This window comes from Hymenobacter glaciei (genome assembly GCF_039539585.1).
In the GTDB taxonomy this organism is placed as follows: domain Bacteria; phylum Bacteroidota; class Bacteroidia; order Cytophagales; family Hymenobacteraceae; genus Hymenobacter; species Hymenobacter glaciei.
Genome location: NZ_BAABDK010000001.1, coordinates 497,030 through 513,235, shown reverse-complemented (window position 1 = coordinate 513,235; position 16,206 = coordinate 497,030). Strand labels below are relative to the sequence as shown.

14 protein-coding genes are annotated in these 16,206 nt (G+C 60.3%); 5 read left to right on the top strand and 9 right to left on the bottom strand.

Translation table 11 applies throughout. The annotated features are described in order from the left end of the window. Window positions 1–10: 10 nt before the first annotated feature. A complete protein-coding gene (locus ABD837_RS02325; RefSeq protein WP_345049802.1) occupies window positions 11–1,156 on the top strand; it encodes an outer membrane beta-barrel protein in 1,146 nt (381 codons plus the stop codon). 213 nt (window positions 1,157–1,369) lie between these two features. Here the strand turns inward: ABD837_RS02325 and ABD837_RS02320 are convergent, their stop codons facing one another. Beyond that, window positions 1,370–2,128: a TrmH family RNA methyltransferase gene (locus ABD837_RS02320; RefSeq protein WP_345049800.1), complete on the bottom strand. Its 759-nt coding sequence runs from the start codon at window positions 2,126–2,128 to the stop codon at window positions 1,370–1,372. On the opposite strand from ABD837_RS02320, the gene tamL reads away from it, so the two are divergent. Then, complete coding sequence (tamL, locus tag ABD837_RS02315; RefSeq protein ID WP_345049798.1) at window positions 2,128–4,806, top strand: translocation and assembly module lipoprotein TamL; 2,679 nt, start codon at window positions 2,128–2,130, stop codon at window positions 4,804–4,806. The two genes, ABD837_RS02320 and tamL, sit on opposite strands and share 1 nt — an antisense overlap. 78 nt (window positions 4,807–4,884) lie before the next feature. Here the strand turns inward: tamL and ABD837_RS02310 are convergent, their stop codons facing one another. Next, entirely contained in the window at window positions 4,885–7,098 is a 2,214-nt protein-coding gene (locus ABD837_RS02310; RefSeq protein ID WP_345049797.1) for an alpha-ketoacid dehydrogenase subunit alpha/beta, read from the bottom strand. Window positions 7,099–7,254: 156 nt separating this feature from the next. Here ABD837_RS02310 and hemF point away from each other — a divergent pair, with 156 nt between their 5' ends. The 3 genes from hemF to ABD837_RS02295 are packed head-to-tail and all read left to right on the top strand — an operon-like array spanning window position 7,255 to window position 9,373. Further along, window positions 7,255–8,181, top strand: coding sequence for an oxygen-dependent coproporphyrinogen oxidase (gene hemF, locus ABD837_RS02305; protein WP_345049794.1), 927 nt, complete (start codon window positions 7,255–7,257; stop codon window positions 8,179–8,181). Next, window positions 8,174–8,752, top strand: a complete 579-nt coding sequence (locus tag ABD837_RS02300; RefSeq protein ID WP_345049792.1) for a phosphatase PAP2 family protein — start codon at window positions 8,174–8,176, stop codon at window positions 8,750–8,752. The genes hemF and ABD837_RS02300 overlap by 8 nt, the downstream gene beginning before the upstream one ends. Window positions 8,753–8,761: 9 nt before the next feature. Next, window positions 8,762–9,373, top strand: a complete 612-nt coding sequence (locus ABD837_RS02295; protein ID WP_345049791.1) for a flavodoxin family protein — start codon at window positions 8,762–8,764, stop codon at window positions 9,371–9,373. Between the two features lie 32 nt (window positions 9,374–9,405). Here ABD837_RS02295 and ABD837_RS02290 read toward each other — a convergent pair whose 3' ends face one another. From ABD837_RS02290 to ABD837_RS02260, 7 genes are all read right to left on the bottom strand, one after another. After that, window positions 9,406–9,609: a hypothetical protein gene (locus ABD837_RS02290; protein ID WP_345049789.1), complete on the bottom strand. Its 204-nt coding sequence runs from the start codon at window positions 9,607–9,609 to the stop codon at window positions 9,406–9,408. Between the two features lie 57 nt (window positions 9,610–9,666). Further along, window positions 9,667–10,269, bottom strand: coding sequence for a riboflavin synthase (locus ABD837_RS02285; RefSeq protein ID WP_345049788.1), 603 nt, complete (start codon window positions 10,267–10,269; stop codon window positions 9,667–9,669). A gap of 135 nt (window positions 10,270–10,404) precedes the next feature. Further along, entirely contained in the window at window positions 10,405–10,737 is a 333-nt protein-coding gene (locus tag ABD837_RS02280; protein ID WP_345049785.1) for a hypothetical protein, read from the bottom strand. A 138-nt stretch (window positions 10,738–10,875) separates the two neighbouring features. Continuing rightward, window positions 10,876–12,549, bottom strand: coding sequence for a S8 family peptidase (locus ABD837_RS02275; protein WP_345049782.1), 1,674 nt, complete (start codon window positions 12,547–12,549; stop codon window positions 10,876–10,878). A gap of 49 nt (window positions 12,550–12,598) precedes the next feature. Next, entirely contained in the window at window positions 12,599–13,414 is an 816-nt protein-coding gene (locus tag ABD837_RS02270) for a hypothetical protein (RefSeq protein WP_345049780.1), read from the bottom strand. Between the two features lie 33 nt (window positions 13,415–13,447). Beyond that, entirely contained in the window at window positions 13,448–14,608 is a 1,161-nt protein-coding gene (gene mnmA / locus ABD837_RS02265; protein WP_345049777.1) for a tRNA 2-thiouridine(34) synthase MnmA, read from the bottom strand. 166 nt (window positions 14,609–14,774) lie between these two features. Then, a complete protein-coding gene (locus tag ABD837_RS02260) occupies window positions 14,775–16,196 on the bottom strand; it encodes a sugar transferase (RefSeq protein ID WP_345049774.1) in 1,422 nt (473 codons plus the stop codon). Window positions 16,197–16,206: the final 10 nt, after the last annotated feature.

The following is a 16,206-nucleotide window of genomic DNA, read 5'->3' as shown; positions in this document are numbered from 1 at the left end:
TTCAGAAATCATGCAACGCGCTTTTCTCTCCTTATTTCTGCTTTTAGGCTTCGCTGGCGCCACGTCGCAGGCCCAGGCTACGGCCCTGGCCGGGCCCGCTACTGTGAAGGACACCATTGTAGTACGCCTGCCCAATAAGGCAGTCATCACCCTGATGGTGCGCGACGCGGCGCAGCTACGGCAGCTTAAAAAGTACCAGCTCGATTCGCTCACCTCGCGCTTGGCTACCTACATCACCCAAGCCGAAGCAGCGGCCAAAGCGTCCTCCACCAATCAGGTAACGATGGAATTTTACCCCGATAAGGACCAGCCGGGTAAGAACATGCCCGAGCAAATCCGCATCACCACCCACAAAACGTCCGCTGGCACCGCTACGAACAACAAGGTGGACGTGCTGATGGAAAAGGCCTCCAACAACACGGGCTTTAGCTTTAAGGTAGGTGGCAAGACGGATGAGGAGCGCCGTGTGCGCGAGACAAACCGCGACTCCATCCGCCTGAAGAATTTTGAAAACCACCACCACAAGTCGCACCTGATTCTTGACTTGGGAGTGAACACGTTTGTAAATCAGAAAACCTACCTGGGGCTCAATGGCCAGCCCGAAAGCCTTGATTTGCGCACCGAAGGTTCCCGCTACGTCAACATCGGCCTGAACTGGGACCCACGTCTCGGCGGCAAGCGCAGCCCGGTTAGCCTCACCATTGGCCCCGAGTTCGCCTTCAACAACTACATGCTGAGCGGCAACAACAAGTGGGTGAACAACAACGGCCGGACCGATGTGGTACGCGAAACCAACGGCCGCCAGTACCAGAAATCCAAACTCGCCACCTCTAGTGTGAACCTGCCCGTGATGCTGCGCCTGCAGCTGCGCGACTCGCACTACCGCCCCACTTTCCTGGTAGGAGCCGGAGGCTTTGTGGGCTACCGCATCAAGTCCTGGACCAAGCTGAAGTACACCAGCGAGGGCACCACTTACAAGGACAAAGAGGATGGCAGCTACAACATGGAGAACTTCCTCTATGGCCTGCAAGGCACCATTGGCTACCGCGACGTGGAGTTTTTCGCCAAGTACAACATGAACCAGCTCTTTAAAACCGGCGCGGGGCCCGACACCCAGGTTTTGAGCTTCGGCGTGCGCCTGATTGGGGTGAACTAAGGAACCGGGTAAACCGGCCATTGCGAGTGGAGCGCCGCAACCTCCATTTTCGGTGTGCAAGACCTTATAAAGTATTAAGCGGTTCCCCAATGAAAAAGCCCCGACACTGCATAGTGTCGGGGCTTTTCGCTTCTTACGTTTCGAATAGAGTAGGATTAGCTGCGCTCTCATCCAGGTGTCGCACTCAGCAATACCCGGAGGGCAGTCGGCGCCTTATTGCCCCCGAAAAAAGTTGTCGAGCAAAATCGCCGCAGATATTGCCACGTTTAAGCTTTCGGCCTGGCCACCGGTTCCTCTGGGGATGTGCAGCTTGCGGGTGAGCGCTGCCGCCACACCCGGCGTGAGGCCGTGCGACTCGCTGCCCATCACCAGCACGCCAGCCGGGCGAAGCTCGATGCGGTGCACGTTGTCGCCCTCCAAATCGGCCCCGTAGACGCTTGTTTGCGTTGACAGGGTGGGCAGCCACTCGGTCAGGTCGCGCTCCCACACGCGTACGCGGGCAAATGCGCCCATGCTGGCGGCCACGGTTTTGGGCGCATACGCATCGGCGCAACCGGAGCTGAGCACCACGCCAGGCAGGCCGTACCAGTCGGCCAAGCGCAACAGGGTGCCCAGGTTGCCGGGGTCGCGCACATCGTCGAGGGCCAGCAATAAACCGGTTTCGGCTAGCGTTTGGGGCAGCGGGGGTGCAACGGGCTGGCGGGCAATGGCCAGGGCCGTGGTGTTGGTGGCCAGCGTACCGAGTTGGGTGAGCTCGTGCTCGCTGGCCAAGCTCAAGGGTAGGTTGGCAGGCAGTTGGGCACGGTATTGGTCGGCGAATTCGGGGGTGGCCAGCACGTGTTCGGTTTCCAGGTCGGAACTTAGCAGCTCCAACACGCTTTTGCCGCCTTCCACCAGAAACACCCCGTGGCGGTGCCGGTACTTCTTTTGGTGCAGTGACTGCACGTATTTGCCCAGTGCTTTTGAAACCATTGTCGACTTCCTATTTTACAAACCTACGGCGCGGCGGCCGCCTGGGCCCGCTGCTGGCCCTGTTGGCAGTGGCCGCCTGCTCGCCGTTCAAGCTGCTCAAGCCCAACCAGCGCCTGCTCAGCCGCGTCGAGATAACCGGCGTGAAGAAGCAGTTAGACGAGGACGCCCTGAAAACCCTGGTCCAGCAGCAGCCCAATACCCAGCTGCCGCTGCCCAAGCTAGCCATCTACCAGCTGGGCGTAAAGTTTTACGATTCGGTGAAGTTGCGCAGCAAGCTGCGCGACATCCAGAGCACCTACGCCGCCCGCATGCAGGCCGCCGGTACCGACTCGGCCAAGCTCGGCCAGCTCATCACCCAGCGCGAGCGCAAAGCCAAGCGCAAGCAGCTGGCTCTCGACAAAGGCAACGCCATCATGCGCCTGGGCGAGCCACCGGCCATCTACGACACGGCCCTCACGGCCCGCACCGTGCAGCAGATGACTACCTACCTGCACACGCACGGCTTTTTCCGGGGCCAGGTTACGGCAACCGATACTGCCCGTTTCCGGCGCAGCCTGTTGTTTCGCATCCTCTCAGCCCCGGGCCGGGTGCTGCCCAGCAAAACCGATTCACTGGACCGTGCCAAGCGGTATCGCCGCGTAGTGGTGACTTACAAGGTCGACGAAAATCTGTTGTTTCGCTACCGTTTGCAGCCGCCCTTTATCCCCGATTCGGGGGTGGCGGCGGTGGTACGGCAACTTCAGCCTGCCTCGTTCCTGCACGAAAACGGCCGCTACAACGAAGACACGGTGGGCCTCGAGCGTACGCGCCTTGAAGCAGCCATAAAGAACGCCGGCTACTTCGATTTCCGCCAGCAGTACATCAGTTACGAGGCCGATACCAGCTACGATAAGGGCACTGTGCGGCTGCGCATGTTCATTGCGAACCCAGCTCCCGGCCAAGGCCACCGCAAGTACACTATTCGAGAGGTGCGTTTCGTAACCGATGCCGGCGTGGGCCGCACCCTACGCAGTGCCACCGGCGACACCCTGCGCCGGGCGGGTACGGCCGCGGCTTTGCGCGACCGGCCCAACCTCGGCTTGCGCACCGACACGACCGTTACGGATTCGGTTCGTTTTGCGGCTTATCAGCAGAAATACAGTACAAAGCTGCTGGCTCGCAAGGTGTTGGTACGCCCAGGCCAGCACTATAGCCTTGCCAATACCGTGCAGACGCAGCGCCTGCTCTCCGACCTCGATATGTTCCGGTTTAATACCGTGGGCTACCGCAAGGTGCCCGACCCACCCACCACCGATAGCACCAGTCTGCACCCGGTTACCGGCGAGCTGCTGGCTGTTATCAATGCCTCGCCTGCCCCTAAATATTCGCAAACTAGTGAGGTTGGTGGTACTTACGTGGCGTATTTGCCTGGTCCATTCCTCAACCTGCGCTTGAAAACCCGTAATCCGTTCGGTGGAGCCGAAGTGCTGGAACTAGGCGTTCGTGCCGGCTACGAAGGGCAGCTCACACGGGTCGATGTGAAAGAGGGAGAGGCTCCTCAAGCGGTACATACCACGCAGCTTGGGGCCACTGCTTCGCTGATATTGCCGCAGTTCCTGGTGCCTTTTCGCACCAACCACTTTTTGACCCGTTACAATCCTAAAACCCGTTTTCAGCTGTCGGAAACATTTGTTGACCGGCCTGAATACGCGCGTTCAAACTTCGAGTTCTCTTTCGATTACATCTGGCAGAAGTCGGCTTTCCATCAGTATGTTATTTCGCCTGTCGTACTGACACTCGTTAATTCCTATATTAAAGCTGACTCATTTAAGTATCAGCTGAATTATCTGCGCGATACCCAGGGCTCTTCGCTGTATCGCTCGTTCAGCAAGCAGATTGAGCCCAGCTTTAGCTTCACATCCCTTTATAATTCCAATGATTTCAACCAAACCCGCGATGCCCATTACTTGCGCATGTTTGTGGAGTTTGGGGGCCTTACACGCCACCTCTATCAAGATGCCTTAAAGTCTGGCACAGGACTGAACGTATACGATTTTGCTCGTCTCAGCATCGATTATCGGCGCTATCATCACCTTACTCCTGAGACCTTTTTCGTGTGGCGCCTTAATGGCGGCATCGTCCATGCCTTGAGCCGGACTTACGACGAAGAAACAAAAACGTATTCGTTCATCGTTCCCTACGATAAGTCATTTTTTGCCGGGGGCTCCACCAGTCTACGCGCCTGGCAACCTCGGCGGCTGGGCCCCGGAGGCTACACACCCACCCGTTCCGATGGCTCGCGCGACTACCTTACCGAACAACCGGGCGAACTGCTACTCGAAGGCAGTGCCGAATACCGTTTCCCAATCTCAGGTTTCTTCAAAGGTGCTGTTTTTACCGATTTTGGTAACGTGTGGGGCTTGCAGGAACGTAAGGAGACAAACCCTAATTCACCCAATTTTGGTAATTACCTGCGGCCGGGCGCGCAATTCCAATTAAATCAGTTCTACCGGCAAATTGCCGTGGGTTCCGGCTTCGGTGTTCGGTTTGACTTCACGTTCCTTATTATCCGCCTCGACATCGCTACTAAAATCTATGACCCGACCGCGCCCACTACAGCCGACAAATGGGCTCTACGCAACTTCGATAGCAGCGCCAACCCCATTTCTTTCAACCTGGGCATTGGTTACCCTTTTTAAGCCCAAAGAAATCAAAAAAAGGCGGTCGTGCTTCGCTTCAACTAGCGATGCACGACCGCCTTTCATTTTCACCCCTATTTAATATTCCAGCAACTCCCTCAGTGCCTCCGACACCTTGGCTGCACTGGGCAGCATCTGGCGTTCCAGCTCCACGTTCAGCGCAATAGCCGGTAGGTTAGCCGCTCCGAGGGTGAAAACCGGCGCATCCAGCGCCGTGAAGCAGTGCCGCTGAATGCGGCCCGCTAAACTCTCGGCAAAACTGTTGAGCAGTGGCTCTTCGGTGAGCACGAGCACCTTGCCGTGGCGTCGCGTAGCAGCCTCTATGGCTTCAAAATCAATGGGATTGAGAGTGCGCAAGTCGAGAATTTCGATTTGGCCGGGGAAGTCGCGACTGGCTGCTTTGGCCCAGTGCACGCCCATGCCGTAGGTTACCACCAGCGCCGTATTGCCCCGCCGCAACTGCTCGGCATCGGCGGCCTGCGCAATGGCAGCCTGGCCCAGCGGAATGGCGTAGCCAGCGGCTGGCTCCACGGTTTTGGCATCCTCGGTACCGGGCACCTTGCTCCAGTACAGGCCCTTGTGCTCGAGCATGATAACCGGGTTGGGGTCGAGGTAGGCCGCCCGCATCAGCCCTTTCATATCGGCCGCATTGCTGGGGTATACCACCTTGATGCCGCGAATAGTGAGCAGGGTGCTTTCAATGGAACCCGAATGGTAGGGGCCGCCGCCGCCGTAGGCCCCAATCGGCACGCGAATAACGGCCGGAATCGGAAACTTGCCCATGGTGAGGTAACAGGACTTCGACAGCTCCTCCACCAGCTGGTTCAGGGCCGGCCAGATGTAGTCGGCAAACTGAATTTCGACGATGGCACGCGCCCCCACGGCTGCCATACCCGCCGTGCTACCCACAATGTAGGCCTCCTGAATGGGCGTGTTAAACACCCGACGGTCGCCATACTTCTTGGCCAGCAGCGCGGCCTCGCGAAATACGCCACCCAGCTCGCCGCCCACGTCCTGCCCATAAAATAACGCCTCCGGGAATTCACGCAGGATGTCGTCTACTGCGTGCAGCGCGGCGTCTACCATCAGGGCTTTTTCGGCCCCGGCGGGGCTGCGCTCCCCGGTTTCTTCGGTTACTGCAGGCGGAGCAAACTCGTGGTCGGCAAAAGTGGCCGGGTCGGGGTTGGGCGCGGCCAGGGCCTCGGCCCAGTCGGCGCGCACCGTGGCGCGGGCTTCGGCGCGAAGGGCTTCGAGGTCACGTTCGCTTAGGCCCGTCGCCAACAACTGCTGGTGCAAGCGCGGCAGCGGGTCCTGCTCCTGGTGGGCGGCCAGGTCCGAGCGGTACCACTCGCGGCGCACGCCGCTGGTGTGGTGGCCCAGCAGCGGGCATTTAGCGTGCACCAGCACCGGCCCGCGCCGGGCGCGCACGTGGGCGAAGGCTTCGCTCAGGCCGGTGTATGAGGAGTTGAAATCGGCCCCGTCTACCTGCATCCGCCGCAGGCCGGGGAAGCCGGCGGCAAAGTCGTACGCATTCATAGCGCGCATTTCGCGGCCGGTAGCCGAAATGCCCCAGTCGTTGTCCTGCACCAGGTACACGATGGGCAGTTGGTGCAGAATAGCCATTTGCAGCGCTTCGGCCACTTCGCCTTCCGTCATGGCCCCGTCGCCAATCGAGCACAATACCAAGGGCTTTGTATCAGCCGCCTTTTCCCCAGCCAACTCTACGTTTCTGGGAATAGCCAGCCCCTGGCTTTCAAAATACGCCACCGCGTGGGCCGCCCCGGTGGCGGGAATCGCCTGCATGCCCGTCGCCGAGCTCTGGTGTGGAATCATGGGCACGCCGGCGCGGCGCAGCGAGGGATGCGAATAGTAAGTACGCCCCCCACTAAACGGGTCGTCGGCCTTGGCCAGCAGCTGCAGCATTAACTCATAGGGGCGCAGCCCCATCCCCAGCAGCATGGCATCGTCGCGATAATACGGGGCGGCGTAGTCGGTTTCGGTGAGCAAAAAGGCTGCCGCCAATTGCACGGCCTCGTGGCCCCGGGCGGTGGCGTGCACGTAGCGGGCAGCTACCGTTTTTTCCTCCTCGTAGAGGGTCGCCATTTCGGCGGCGGTGTGCATCAGGGCGTAGGCGCGCTTGAGCAGGGCCGGTTCCACGGTAGCCTGTGCCGGCGGGGCTGGCGCGGTGAAGGCCGCAGCCGCGGCTGCGGCGGCCGAAGCCACGCGGGTAGAAGCAAAGTCGGTTGTATCGGGCGCAGTTTCGGCAGCGGCGGAAGCAGCAAATTCAGTCATCGGGGGCGGGACGGGTGAGACTACAAAAGTACACCCGGCCCCGCCCTCGTATCTTTGCCGCCACTTCGGCATTCGGTATTTACCGGGGCCAAACCACCGACCCGCTGGTTTTCGGCGAGTTCTTTTTTACTTCCGCTTCGTGCGGCACTTCCTTTTGTGACTGCTACCACCTCCCCCACCATTCGACCCGAAATTGAAGCTTGGCTGGCTGATTTTCAGCTCCGCCTCTGCCAGCAGCTCGAAGCTGCCGACGGCGGCCCGGCAGCTTTCCTCACCGATGCCTGGCAGCGCGAAGGCGGCGGTGGCGGCCGTTCGAAAGTGCTTGAAAACGGCCGAATTCTCGAAAAGGGAGGCGTGGGATTTTCAACTGTGTGGGGCTCCATGAGCGAGGCGGCAGCCCGGCAGTTGCACATGCCCGACCCGCATTTCTACGCCACCGGGGTGAGTGTGGTGCTGCATCCGCGCAGCCCGCGCGTGCCCATCATCCACATGAATGTGCGGTATTTCGAAGCGGGCAACGGCGAAGCGTGGTTCGGCGGCGGCATCGACCTGACCCCGATATACGTGGACGAAACCCAGGCCCGCGCTTTCCACGCCCAGCTAAAAGCCGTATGCGACCGCCACAACCCTGCCTACTACCCCAAATTCACCCGTTGGGCCGACGATTATTTTTACCTGCCTCATCGCCAAGAAACCCGTGGTGTAGGCGGAATTTTCTATGATAGGCTGACCGTGGGAAAAGATGGCACGGCCGAAGAGCTGTTCGCTTTCATGCGCGACGTAGCCGAGCTGTTTGGCCCCTTCTATACTGGCCTAATGGCAACCAACCACGCCCTGCCCTACACCGAGCGCGAAGAAGCCTGGCAAAGCATACGCCGCGCCCGCTACGCCGAGTTCAACCTGGCCTTCGACCGCGGTACGCGCTTTGGCCTCGAAACCGGCGGCCGTACCGAATCCATTCTCATGAGCCTACCTCCGCGCACCGGCTGGGCCTACAACCCCGCCCCGCCAGCCCCCGGCACCCCCGAGGCGACCACGTTAAGCTGGCTCCGCAAAGGGGTCGATTGGCTGGCCGATGCTTGAGGCCATACTTGCGCTCGACCGCCGGCTGCTGTTAGCCATTAACCAGGCCCACAGCCCGATAATGGACGGAGTGATGGTATTTGCATCGAACCGCACGGTTTGGTTTCCGGCCTATGCCGTGCTCATTGGCTGGCTGATATACCAATTCCGGTGGCGGGCGCTGCTGCTACTGCCGCTGGTGATTACCGCCGTCGGGCTGGCCGACAGTATTACGAGCCGGTTGTTCAAGCCGTTTTTTGGGCGGCCCCGCCCCTGCCACGATGCTTCTTTGAGCCACCTGCTCCACCTGCCCGACGGCTGCGGCGGTCAGTTTGGTTTCCTGTCGTCGCACGCCGCCAATTCCGTGGCATTGGCAGTTTTCCTGACCTTGGTGCTGCCGCCCGGGCGCTTTCGCGGCCTAAAAATCGGCGTGTTTATCTGGTCTATGCTATTGTCCTACAGTCGCGTGTATCTTGGCGCTCATTATCTTAGCGATGTACTGGGTGGGGGCGCTGTAGGTGCTCTCCTGGGATGGCTGGCCGCAGTGGCTCACCAGCGCCTCTCACCGCGGTGGTGGCCTGCGCAAGCATAGCTTTTCCCTATGAGCCACTCCGGACGCCGGTTTCTATTCTTACTCTCGAGCCCGCGCCGATTGGGCAATAGCGAGCAGCTGGCTTACTGCGCTGCGCATTCGCTGCCGCCCGGCACCGAGCAGCAGTGGATGCATCTGCTCGATTTTCCGTTGCCTGATTTTGCCGACCTGCGGCACAATGGCCCCTACCAGCCACCTGTTGGCAATGCCCAGCTGCTGCTCGAGGCCACGGTGCATGCCACCGACCTGGTACTGGTTGCTCCGTTGTACTGGTACAGCCTGCCCGCGCCAGTCAAACTATACCTCGACCACTGGAGTGCCTGGCTACGCACCCCCGAGCTAAATTTTCGCGCGCAAATGCGGGGTAAAACCTTGTGGTCCATCACCGTGAGCAGCGGCGAGCGGCCCGAAGCCCAACCCCTCGAAGACACCCTGCTGCTCACGGCGCAGTACCTGCAAATGCAGTGGGGCGGCCTGCTCTTCGGCACCGGCTCGCGCCCCAACGACATCCAGGGCGATGACCTGGCCCTGCGCAATGCCAGGTCTTTTTTCTTGGCCTCTAATGAGCCTCACCAAGCTGCTCCGGCGCCCGGGCAGCCCACAGAAAAGCCCCATGGATGATATCCGTGGGGCTTTTCTGTGGGCTGATGATGTTACTTCGCCGGCTCGCGGTTGCCCGTGTGGCCGTCGCCGTGGTCGCCGTCGCCTGGTTCAGCCGTTTTCTTGGCGTTTTTGCGGTCATCTTCCGAAAGGGAGCGGTTCAGGTCGTCTGACTCGGTAAACTGGCCGTCTTCTCCGCGGCGCACGTACCGCTTATCGCCAGGAGTTGGCTCGATTAATTCGCGTTTGCTGGACATAGCAGAGGCATACATTGGGTGAATGGATACCTCGTTAACGTGCTTTCTGCGCGTGGGTTATGCCGTGGCGCGCTGACCCAACAGCTTTGCCACATATTTGCCCACGATGTCAAACTCCAGATTCACGGTATCGCCGGCCCGTAGCTGCTGAAAGCTGGTGTGCTCGTAGGTATACGGAATAATCGCCACCGTAAAACCTTCGTCGGTGCTCTCAAAGCAGGTCAGGCTGGTGCCATTCACGCAAATAGAGCCTTTCTCTACGGTGAGGCGACCGGGTGCTACTCCGTGCTCGAACCGAAACAGCCACGAGCCATTCTGGTCCTGCACGCTCTGGCACACCGCCGTGGCATCGGCGTGCCCCTGCACGATGTGGCCGTCGAAACGACCTGTAGCCGCCAGGCAACGCTCGAGGTTAAGCAGGCGGCCGGGTTGCCACTGGGCCAAATTGGTCACCCGCAGAGTCTCGTCGATGGCCGTAACGACGTGCGTACCAGCCACTACGTCGACGGCCACCACGGTCAGGCACACGCCGTCGTGCGCCACGCTTTGGTCAATTTTCAGCTCGGCCGCAAAGGGTGAGGCAATGGTGAAATGGCGGTTGCTGCCCTGGTCGGCCATGGCCACTACGGTGCCGACGGCTTCTATAATTCCGGTAAACACAGTTTGAGAAGTTAACGGTGGAGTGAAGCAGGCCCGCGCCCGGTCCGATACAAAGAACGGCACCCCGTTGCCAGAGTGCCGTTCGAAGGGAAACAACCGGCGAACCGGTAAAAAGATTGGTTAATGAGGTTGCGGTTACTTGTCGGTTTTCTCGAAGGGCCGCCAGTCGAGTTCGCCGGGCATTCCGCCAACCTTCTTGCGCAGGAATACCGTTTGGTCGTCGTCCTCCCGCTTGCCGAAGGTTACGTCGGCCCGGCACTCCAGGCAGCGCACCGAAGTGTACTTAAACTTGCCCTGCGCTACCCGGCTGGTCAGGTCCAGGTTATCGGAGCCGCAGATGCCGCACGCGGCCACGTCGGCAAAGCTGAGGCGCTCATATTCGGCGACAGTTTCGTGAAAATTATTGCCCTGCACGGTGAAGTGAAATTGGCGGCGCCCAATGCGCTTGGTCGTCATCATCTGCAACATTCTGCGGATAGAAAAATGGGTGAATTAATACTTTAAAATTACAAAATATTCACCTCAAAAACAAGCTGATATCACCTCTAAAAGGCATAAAAAAAGGACACCCATGGGTGTCCTTTTTTTTGCGAGTTGATACCCTGCTTATTGCTGCTGAAAACGCACCGTTTGGCGTACCGTACCGGTGCTCACTTCGCACAGGTATTGCCCCTTTGCCAGCACCCCGAGCTTCAGGGCAACCTCCGCTGCATTGGTAGCGGGCAATTGCTGGCGGGCCACCACGGCCCCGCGGGCATCGAGCACGCGCACGGTGAGGGGTACTCCGTATAACGAGGGAGGCAGAACCAGCATCACCGCACCCGCACCGCGCGGGTTGGGGTACAACGCCAGCGCCACTTCGGCGGTGGGCTGGTTGCTGGCCAGGGGGTTGTTGGGATGCAGGCTGTTGTAGGCCCGCCCAAAGTTGGGCAAGCCATAGCCCAGGGCATTATCGGGCGCGGTGCCCTGGCTGGCGGTGTTGCGCAGCGCCGCAATCACTTCCTGGGCCGTGAGCGTTGGATTAGCCTGCCAGAAAGCGGCGGCCATGCCCGCCAGCACGGGGCAGGCAAACGAAGTACCGTTGCCGCGGTAGGCCACCCCACTGGAGTTTAGTACCGACGTTGCCTGTCCCATAGCCGAAAGCGTGGGCTTGATGCGGCCATCGGCCGTGGGGCCGTAGGAGCTAAAAGGCGCGTGGTTGCCCAACGAGTCGACGGCTCCCACCGAGATGATGGAGTCGGCATCAGCCGGTGCCGAGATGTAGTGCCAGGGTCTACCGCCCTCGTTGCCGGCCGCGTTCACCACCAGCATGCCCACCCGGGCGGCAATGGTCGCCGCCCGCGAGCTGATGGCCGTACGCCCGTTCATGTCGGAATAGCTGTAGGAGGGCGAGGGCGCGTCGAAGTCGGTGTAGCCGAGCGAGGAGCTGATAATATCGACGCCGGTCGAGTCGGCGTATTCGGCGGCGGCCAACCAGTTGGCCTCTTCCACGGGGTGTTCCGAGTAGTCGTCTTCGGTAATGCAGAGGTGATAGGTAGCCTTGGGCGCGCTGCCCACATAGTAGCCCGGCGCGTTCGCCGCCATAGTCGACAGGCAGTTGGTGCCGTGGTTAGAGCGCTGGTACACGTTGGTACCACCATCCACAAAGTTGCGTGTGCTGGCCAGGCGCTGCTCCTGAAATAGCGGCTGCAGCGGGCTTATGTTGTTCACGCCGGGAAAGCCCGCGTCGAACACGGCAATCTGCATGCCTTCGCCCCGGTAGCCAGCATCGTGCATGCCGGGCACACCAATTTGATTGTTCTGGGCATAGGCCGAGCCATAAAAAGCGCGGCCGGCTAAGGTGCGGGCAGCGGGTACGCCTGCCCCCTGGGTGGGTGCATCGGGCTGAGCAGGCCGGGCCGACCGGTTGAGCGTACTGGCCGAACGCACGTTGGGCAGGGCCGCGATACGGGCCAGCGTAACCGAATCGCAGCTCACCAGTGCAGCATTAAACCAGCGCGACGTGTACAACACCTGGGGCCGGCCGGCCACGGCCCGAATCTGGGCTACGTAGGCGGGGTTTACAGGTAGGTCGCGCGGGAGTACGGCTATGCGTTGGCGGGTGCGCCGGGCAATGGCCCGCGCCGAGAGAAAGGCCTGCGGCTGCGCCACCGAAAAAGGGGTGCCCGCCTTGTCCCGAAAGTACACCAGGTGGCGGCGCACAGTACCCTGGGCCGCCGCCGGCACTGCAGCAACGCCCAAAGCCAGCAACAGCAGTCCGGTCAGAAAATTTCGCGTCATATGGAATAGCAAATCAGCTTGTAGAAATAGTAGGCTGGCTTCGGCGAGCTTACTTCAGTTGATAGTCAATCAGTGTTTCGCGGCGGGTGAAGGCGCTGGTAAAAGCTCCGGACGGGAAAACCTGGTTGTAAGGCGGCGTCTGGCTGGTGTAGGTGAAAGCCGCTTTGTTGTCGCGCCGCCGGTACACCGGCCCCACACCCTGCGCATATACCTGCTGGTAATTCACCTTACGCAGCAGGCTGCTTTCGGTGGCCAAGCCGGTGTTGGCCGTGGTAATGGTATTGGCATACGTAGTCGCTGCCAGGCCCGTGTTTCCGCCGCCCGTGGTAAACGTCTGGCTCACTGCGCTGTACTGCCGGGTTTCAGCAGTAATGGTATCGTTGTAGTTGTTGTTGAAGGCGTTCAGGTTCCAGGAGCGACCCTGCCGCGGCGGAAAAATCAGCTCGACCGTGCGCACGTTTCCCCGGTTAAGAACAAGCGCATTGCTCGTGGCGCTGATGGTGAATACGCTGTCGTTAACCCACGTATCGGTGGCGGTGGCCCGGCGGGCCCGCACCAGGCGGTAGGCCAGCTGCCCGGCAGCATCGGCAAAAACTTCGGAGATAGTTTCGCGGAATTGAAACGACGTGCCCGTGGCCGTGCTGGTAGGGTTGGCCAGGTTCGCCGCGCTCCACACCGAATCGCGCACAGCGTACGTCCACGTGTTGCCCACGGCCAGCGGATAGTAGCTGTGCCCAAGGTCGGGCACGGCTTCCGTGGTGTTGGTACAGCCCACCAGTGCGGCGGGCAAGAGCAAGGTGGCAATGGCTAACACCGACCGCAGACGCGATACCAGTGTTTTTCGAGCCGAAAAAGAGTTAAGCATGCAAGTCGGCGGTAAGAACCGGAGGATTAGTAATTAAAAGCCGGCAGCCCCGGCAGCGGCAAAAGGTAAGGGGAATTCGCCGATGACGTGGCGCTCAATCCAGCCACCGCCTAGCACATCGTTGCCGTCGTAGAAAACGGCAGCCTGGCCAGGCGAGATAGCGTGTACGGCTTCTTCGAAATACACGCGAATTTTGCCGTCCACTTCTTCCAGAAACGCTGGTGCCCCGTCGTGGTTGTAGCGCACCTTCACCACGGCTGGCACCAGGCCCCGGCCGGCCAGGCTCGCTTCCTTGCCCATGTTTAGCTTGCCTACTACGGTGGCGGTGCTGGCGAGCTCCTCGTAGTTGCCAAGCACCACTTCGTTGCTATCGGGCCGAATTTCAAGCACGAACGCCGGGTAACCCAAGGCCACGCCCAGCCCCTTGCGCTGCCCAATGGTGTAGAACGGGTAACCCTCGTGCTTGCCGATGACGCGCCCATTTTTGGTCACGAAGTTGCCGCCGGCCACGCGGGCCTCCAGGCCCGGCACGCGGCGCCGCAGAAAGCCCCGGTAGTCGTTGTCGGGAATAAAGCAGATTTCGTAGCTCTCGGGCTTGTTCACCAGCTCGGTGAAGCCGCGCCGCCGGGCTTCGTCGTAAATCTCCGTTTTACGCATGCCGCCCAGGGGGAACAGCGTGCGACTCAGGCTCTCCTGGCTCACACCCCATAGGGCATAGCTCTGGTCTTTGTTTTCATCCAGGCCCTTGCTCACCACAAAGCGGCCGGTGTCGGCATCCTTGCGGATGTTGGCGTAGTGGCCCGTGGCAATAAACTGGCATCCGAGTTGGTCGGCGCGCCGCAGCAGAGCATCCCACTTAATGTGGGTGTTGCAGAGCACGCAGGGATTGGGCGTGCGGCCGGCTAAGTATTCGTCGGTGAAATTATCGATGACAAAATCGCCGAATTCATCGCGGATATCGATGATGTAGTGCGGAAAGCCGAGCGTCACGGCAATGTCGCGGGCGTCGTTGATGCTGTCGAGCGAGCAGCAGCCGGTTTCCTTTTTCGACCCGCCGGCGCTGGCGTAGTCCCAGGTTTTCATGGTCATCCCGACTACTTCGTAGCCTTGCTCGTGCAGCAGCACGGCGGCCACGCTGCTGTCAATGCCGCCGCTCATCGCGACGAGTACTCTCCCTTTGGTTTCGGTATTCATGGTGGTTTGCAATTCACCCGGAGCTTGAAAGGTTCCGGCCGGCATTGCAAAGGTAGGACGCAGCCTTTGCAGCGTCTCATTGAACGATACCCTGGCTTTGCACTACCCAACTCAACGGCGCTTCAGAAGGGAGAGTTCTCACACCCGACGCAGCAAAGGCTGCGGCCTACTTCCCGCGCCCTTCTACAATAATCTTGAGGGTATAGAGCAACACCCGGAAATCCATGGCCAAGCTCATGTTTTCGATATAGAGAATATCGAATTTGAGCCGTTCCACCATCTGGGCCACGGTTTCGGCATAGCCGTATTTTACCTGGCCCAGCGAGGTGAGGCCGGGGCGCACGCGGTGCAGGTGGCGGTAGTGGGGCGCAATTTTGACAATCTGGTCGATGAAGAACTGGCGCTCGGGGCGGGGGCCCACAATGCTCATGTCGCCCTTCACCACATTCCAGAACTGCGGCAGCTCATCGAGGCGCACTTTGCGCATAAAACGGCCCCAAGGCGTAATGCGGGGGTCGTGGTCGGAGCTCAGCGCCGGTCCCTGCTGCTCGGCGTCGACGTACATTGACCGGAACTTGATGATGCTGAACGGGTGACCGTTTTTGCCGATGCGCTCCTGTCGGTAAAACACCGGCCCGGGCGACGACAGCTTTACCATGACCGCGGTGAAGGCATACACCCAGCAGGCCAGCACCATGAACAAAGCCGAGCCCACCACATCAATCACCCGCTTCAGCACCACCTGCCACACGGGCAGCAAGTCTTGCTTGATTTCGATGAGCGGCGTACCGAACAGGTGGTTCACTTTCACCGAGCCCAGCAGCATCTGGTACAGGTCGGGCAAAATGCTGATGCGCGCCGGCGAGCCCTCCAGCAGCGTGAGAATATCCTGAATGAGCCGGTGTTCGCTGGGCTCGATGGCAATGACAACTTGCTCGATGTGCAGCGCCCGCACCAGGGCCGGCAGGCGCTGGTAACTGGCCTGCTCGGGCAGCGCAGCGGCCAGGTCGGGGTCCACATTGTCGCCCACCGGCGTAAAACCTACCAGGCGCAGGCCCAGGTGCCGGCTCGTCCGGTTCAGCTCATGAAACGTGCCCAGTGCCAGCGCATTGGCACCCACCAGCAGGGTTGGAAACGAAATGCGGCCCCTACGAATCATTCCCTGCACGCTGCTCACGGCGAGCGTGCGCAGAAAGGCCGAAATCAAAAAGTGCAGCAGCAGGTAGGCCGTGAAGGTTTTGTAATAGGCGCGGTAGTTGGCCACGCCTTGGTCGTCGAGCAGCAGGGTGAAGAAAATGACCACTGCCCCGAGCAGCGACACCCGCGCCAGCCGGATAATTTCGGCCAGGCGCGACTTTCGAAACACGTCGCGGTACTCCCCCACGAGCGTGTAAAGCACCGTCCAGAAGATGGCAATGACAACGGCCGAACCGGTGAGGTCGAACAGGGCCCCTTCGGTGAAGTGGTAGCCCGTCATTTCGTTGAGCAGGTATTTGCGCAACAGGTAGAAACACATCCAGGCCACCAGGGCAGCGCCAAAGTCGGCGGCCACAAGCTTGATGTACTGAAAACGGCGAAGAAGCTGCAAAGCGGCGGTT

What these genes read in the sequence shown, in the direction of transcription:
- ABD837_RS02325 (WP_345049802.1), top strand. Translation starts at nt 11, where the DNA reads ATGCAACGCGCTTTTCTCTCCTTATTTCTGCTTTTAGGCTTCGCTGGC.
- ABD837_RS02320 (WP_345049800.1), bottom strand. Translation starts at nt 2,128, where the DNA reads ATGGTTTCAAAAGCACTGGGCAAATACGTGCAGTCACTGCACCAAAAG.
- ABD837_RS02310 (WP_345049797.1), bottom strand. Translation starts at nt 7,098, where the DNA reads ATGACTGAATTTGCTGCTTCCGCCGCTGCCGAAACTGCGCCCGATACA.
- ABD837_RS02300 (WP_345049792.1), top strand. Translation starts at nt 8,174, where the DNA reads ATGCTTGAGGCCATACTTGCGCTCGACCGCCGGCTGCTGTTAGCCATT.
- ABD837_RS02295 (WP_345049791.1), top strand. Translation starts at nt 8,762, where the DNA reads ATGAGCCACTCCGGACGCCGGTTTCTATTCTTACTCTCGAGCCCGCGC.
- ABD837_RS02290 (WP_345049789.1), bottom strand. Translation starts at nt 9,609, where the DNA reads ATGTCCAGCAAACGCGAATTAATCGAGCCAACTCCTGGCGATAAGCGG.
- ABD837_RS02280 (WP_345049785.1), bottom strand. Translation starts at nt 10,737, where the DNA reads ATGTTGCAGATGATGACGACCAAGCGCATTGGGCGCCGCCAATTTCAC.
- ABD837_RS02275 (WP_345049782.1), bottom strand. Translation starts at nt 12,549, where the DNA reads ATGACGCGAAATTTTCTGACCGGACTGCTGTTGCTGGCTTTGGGCGTT.
- ABD837_RS02270 (WP_345049780.1), bottom strand. Translation starts at nt 13,414, where the DNA reads ATGCTTAACTCTTTTTCGGCTCGAAAAACACTGGTATCGCGTCTGCGG.
- mnmA (WP_345049777.1), bottom strand. Translation starts at nt 14,608, where the DNA reads ATGAATACCGAAACCAAAGGGAGAGTACTCGTCGCGATGAGCGGCGGC.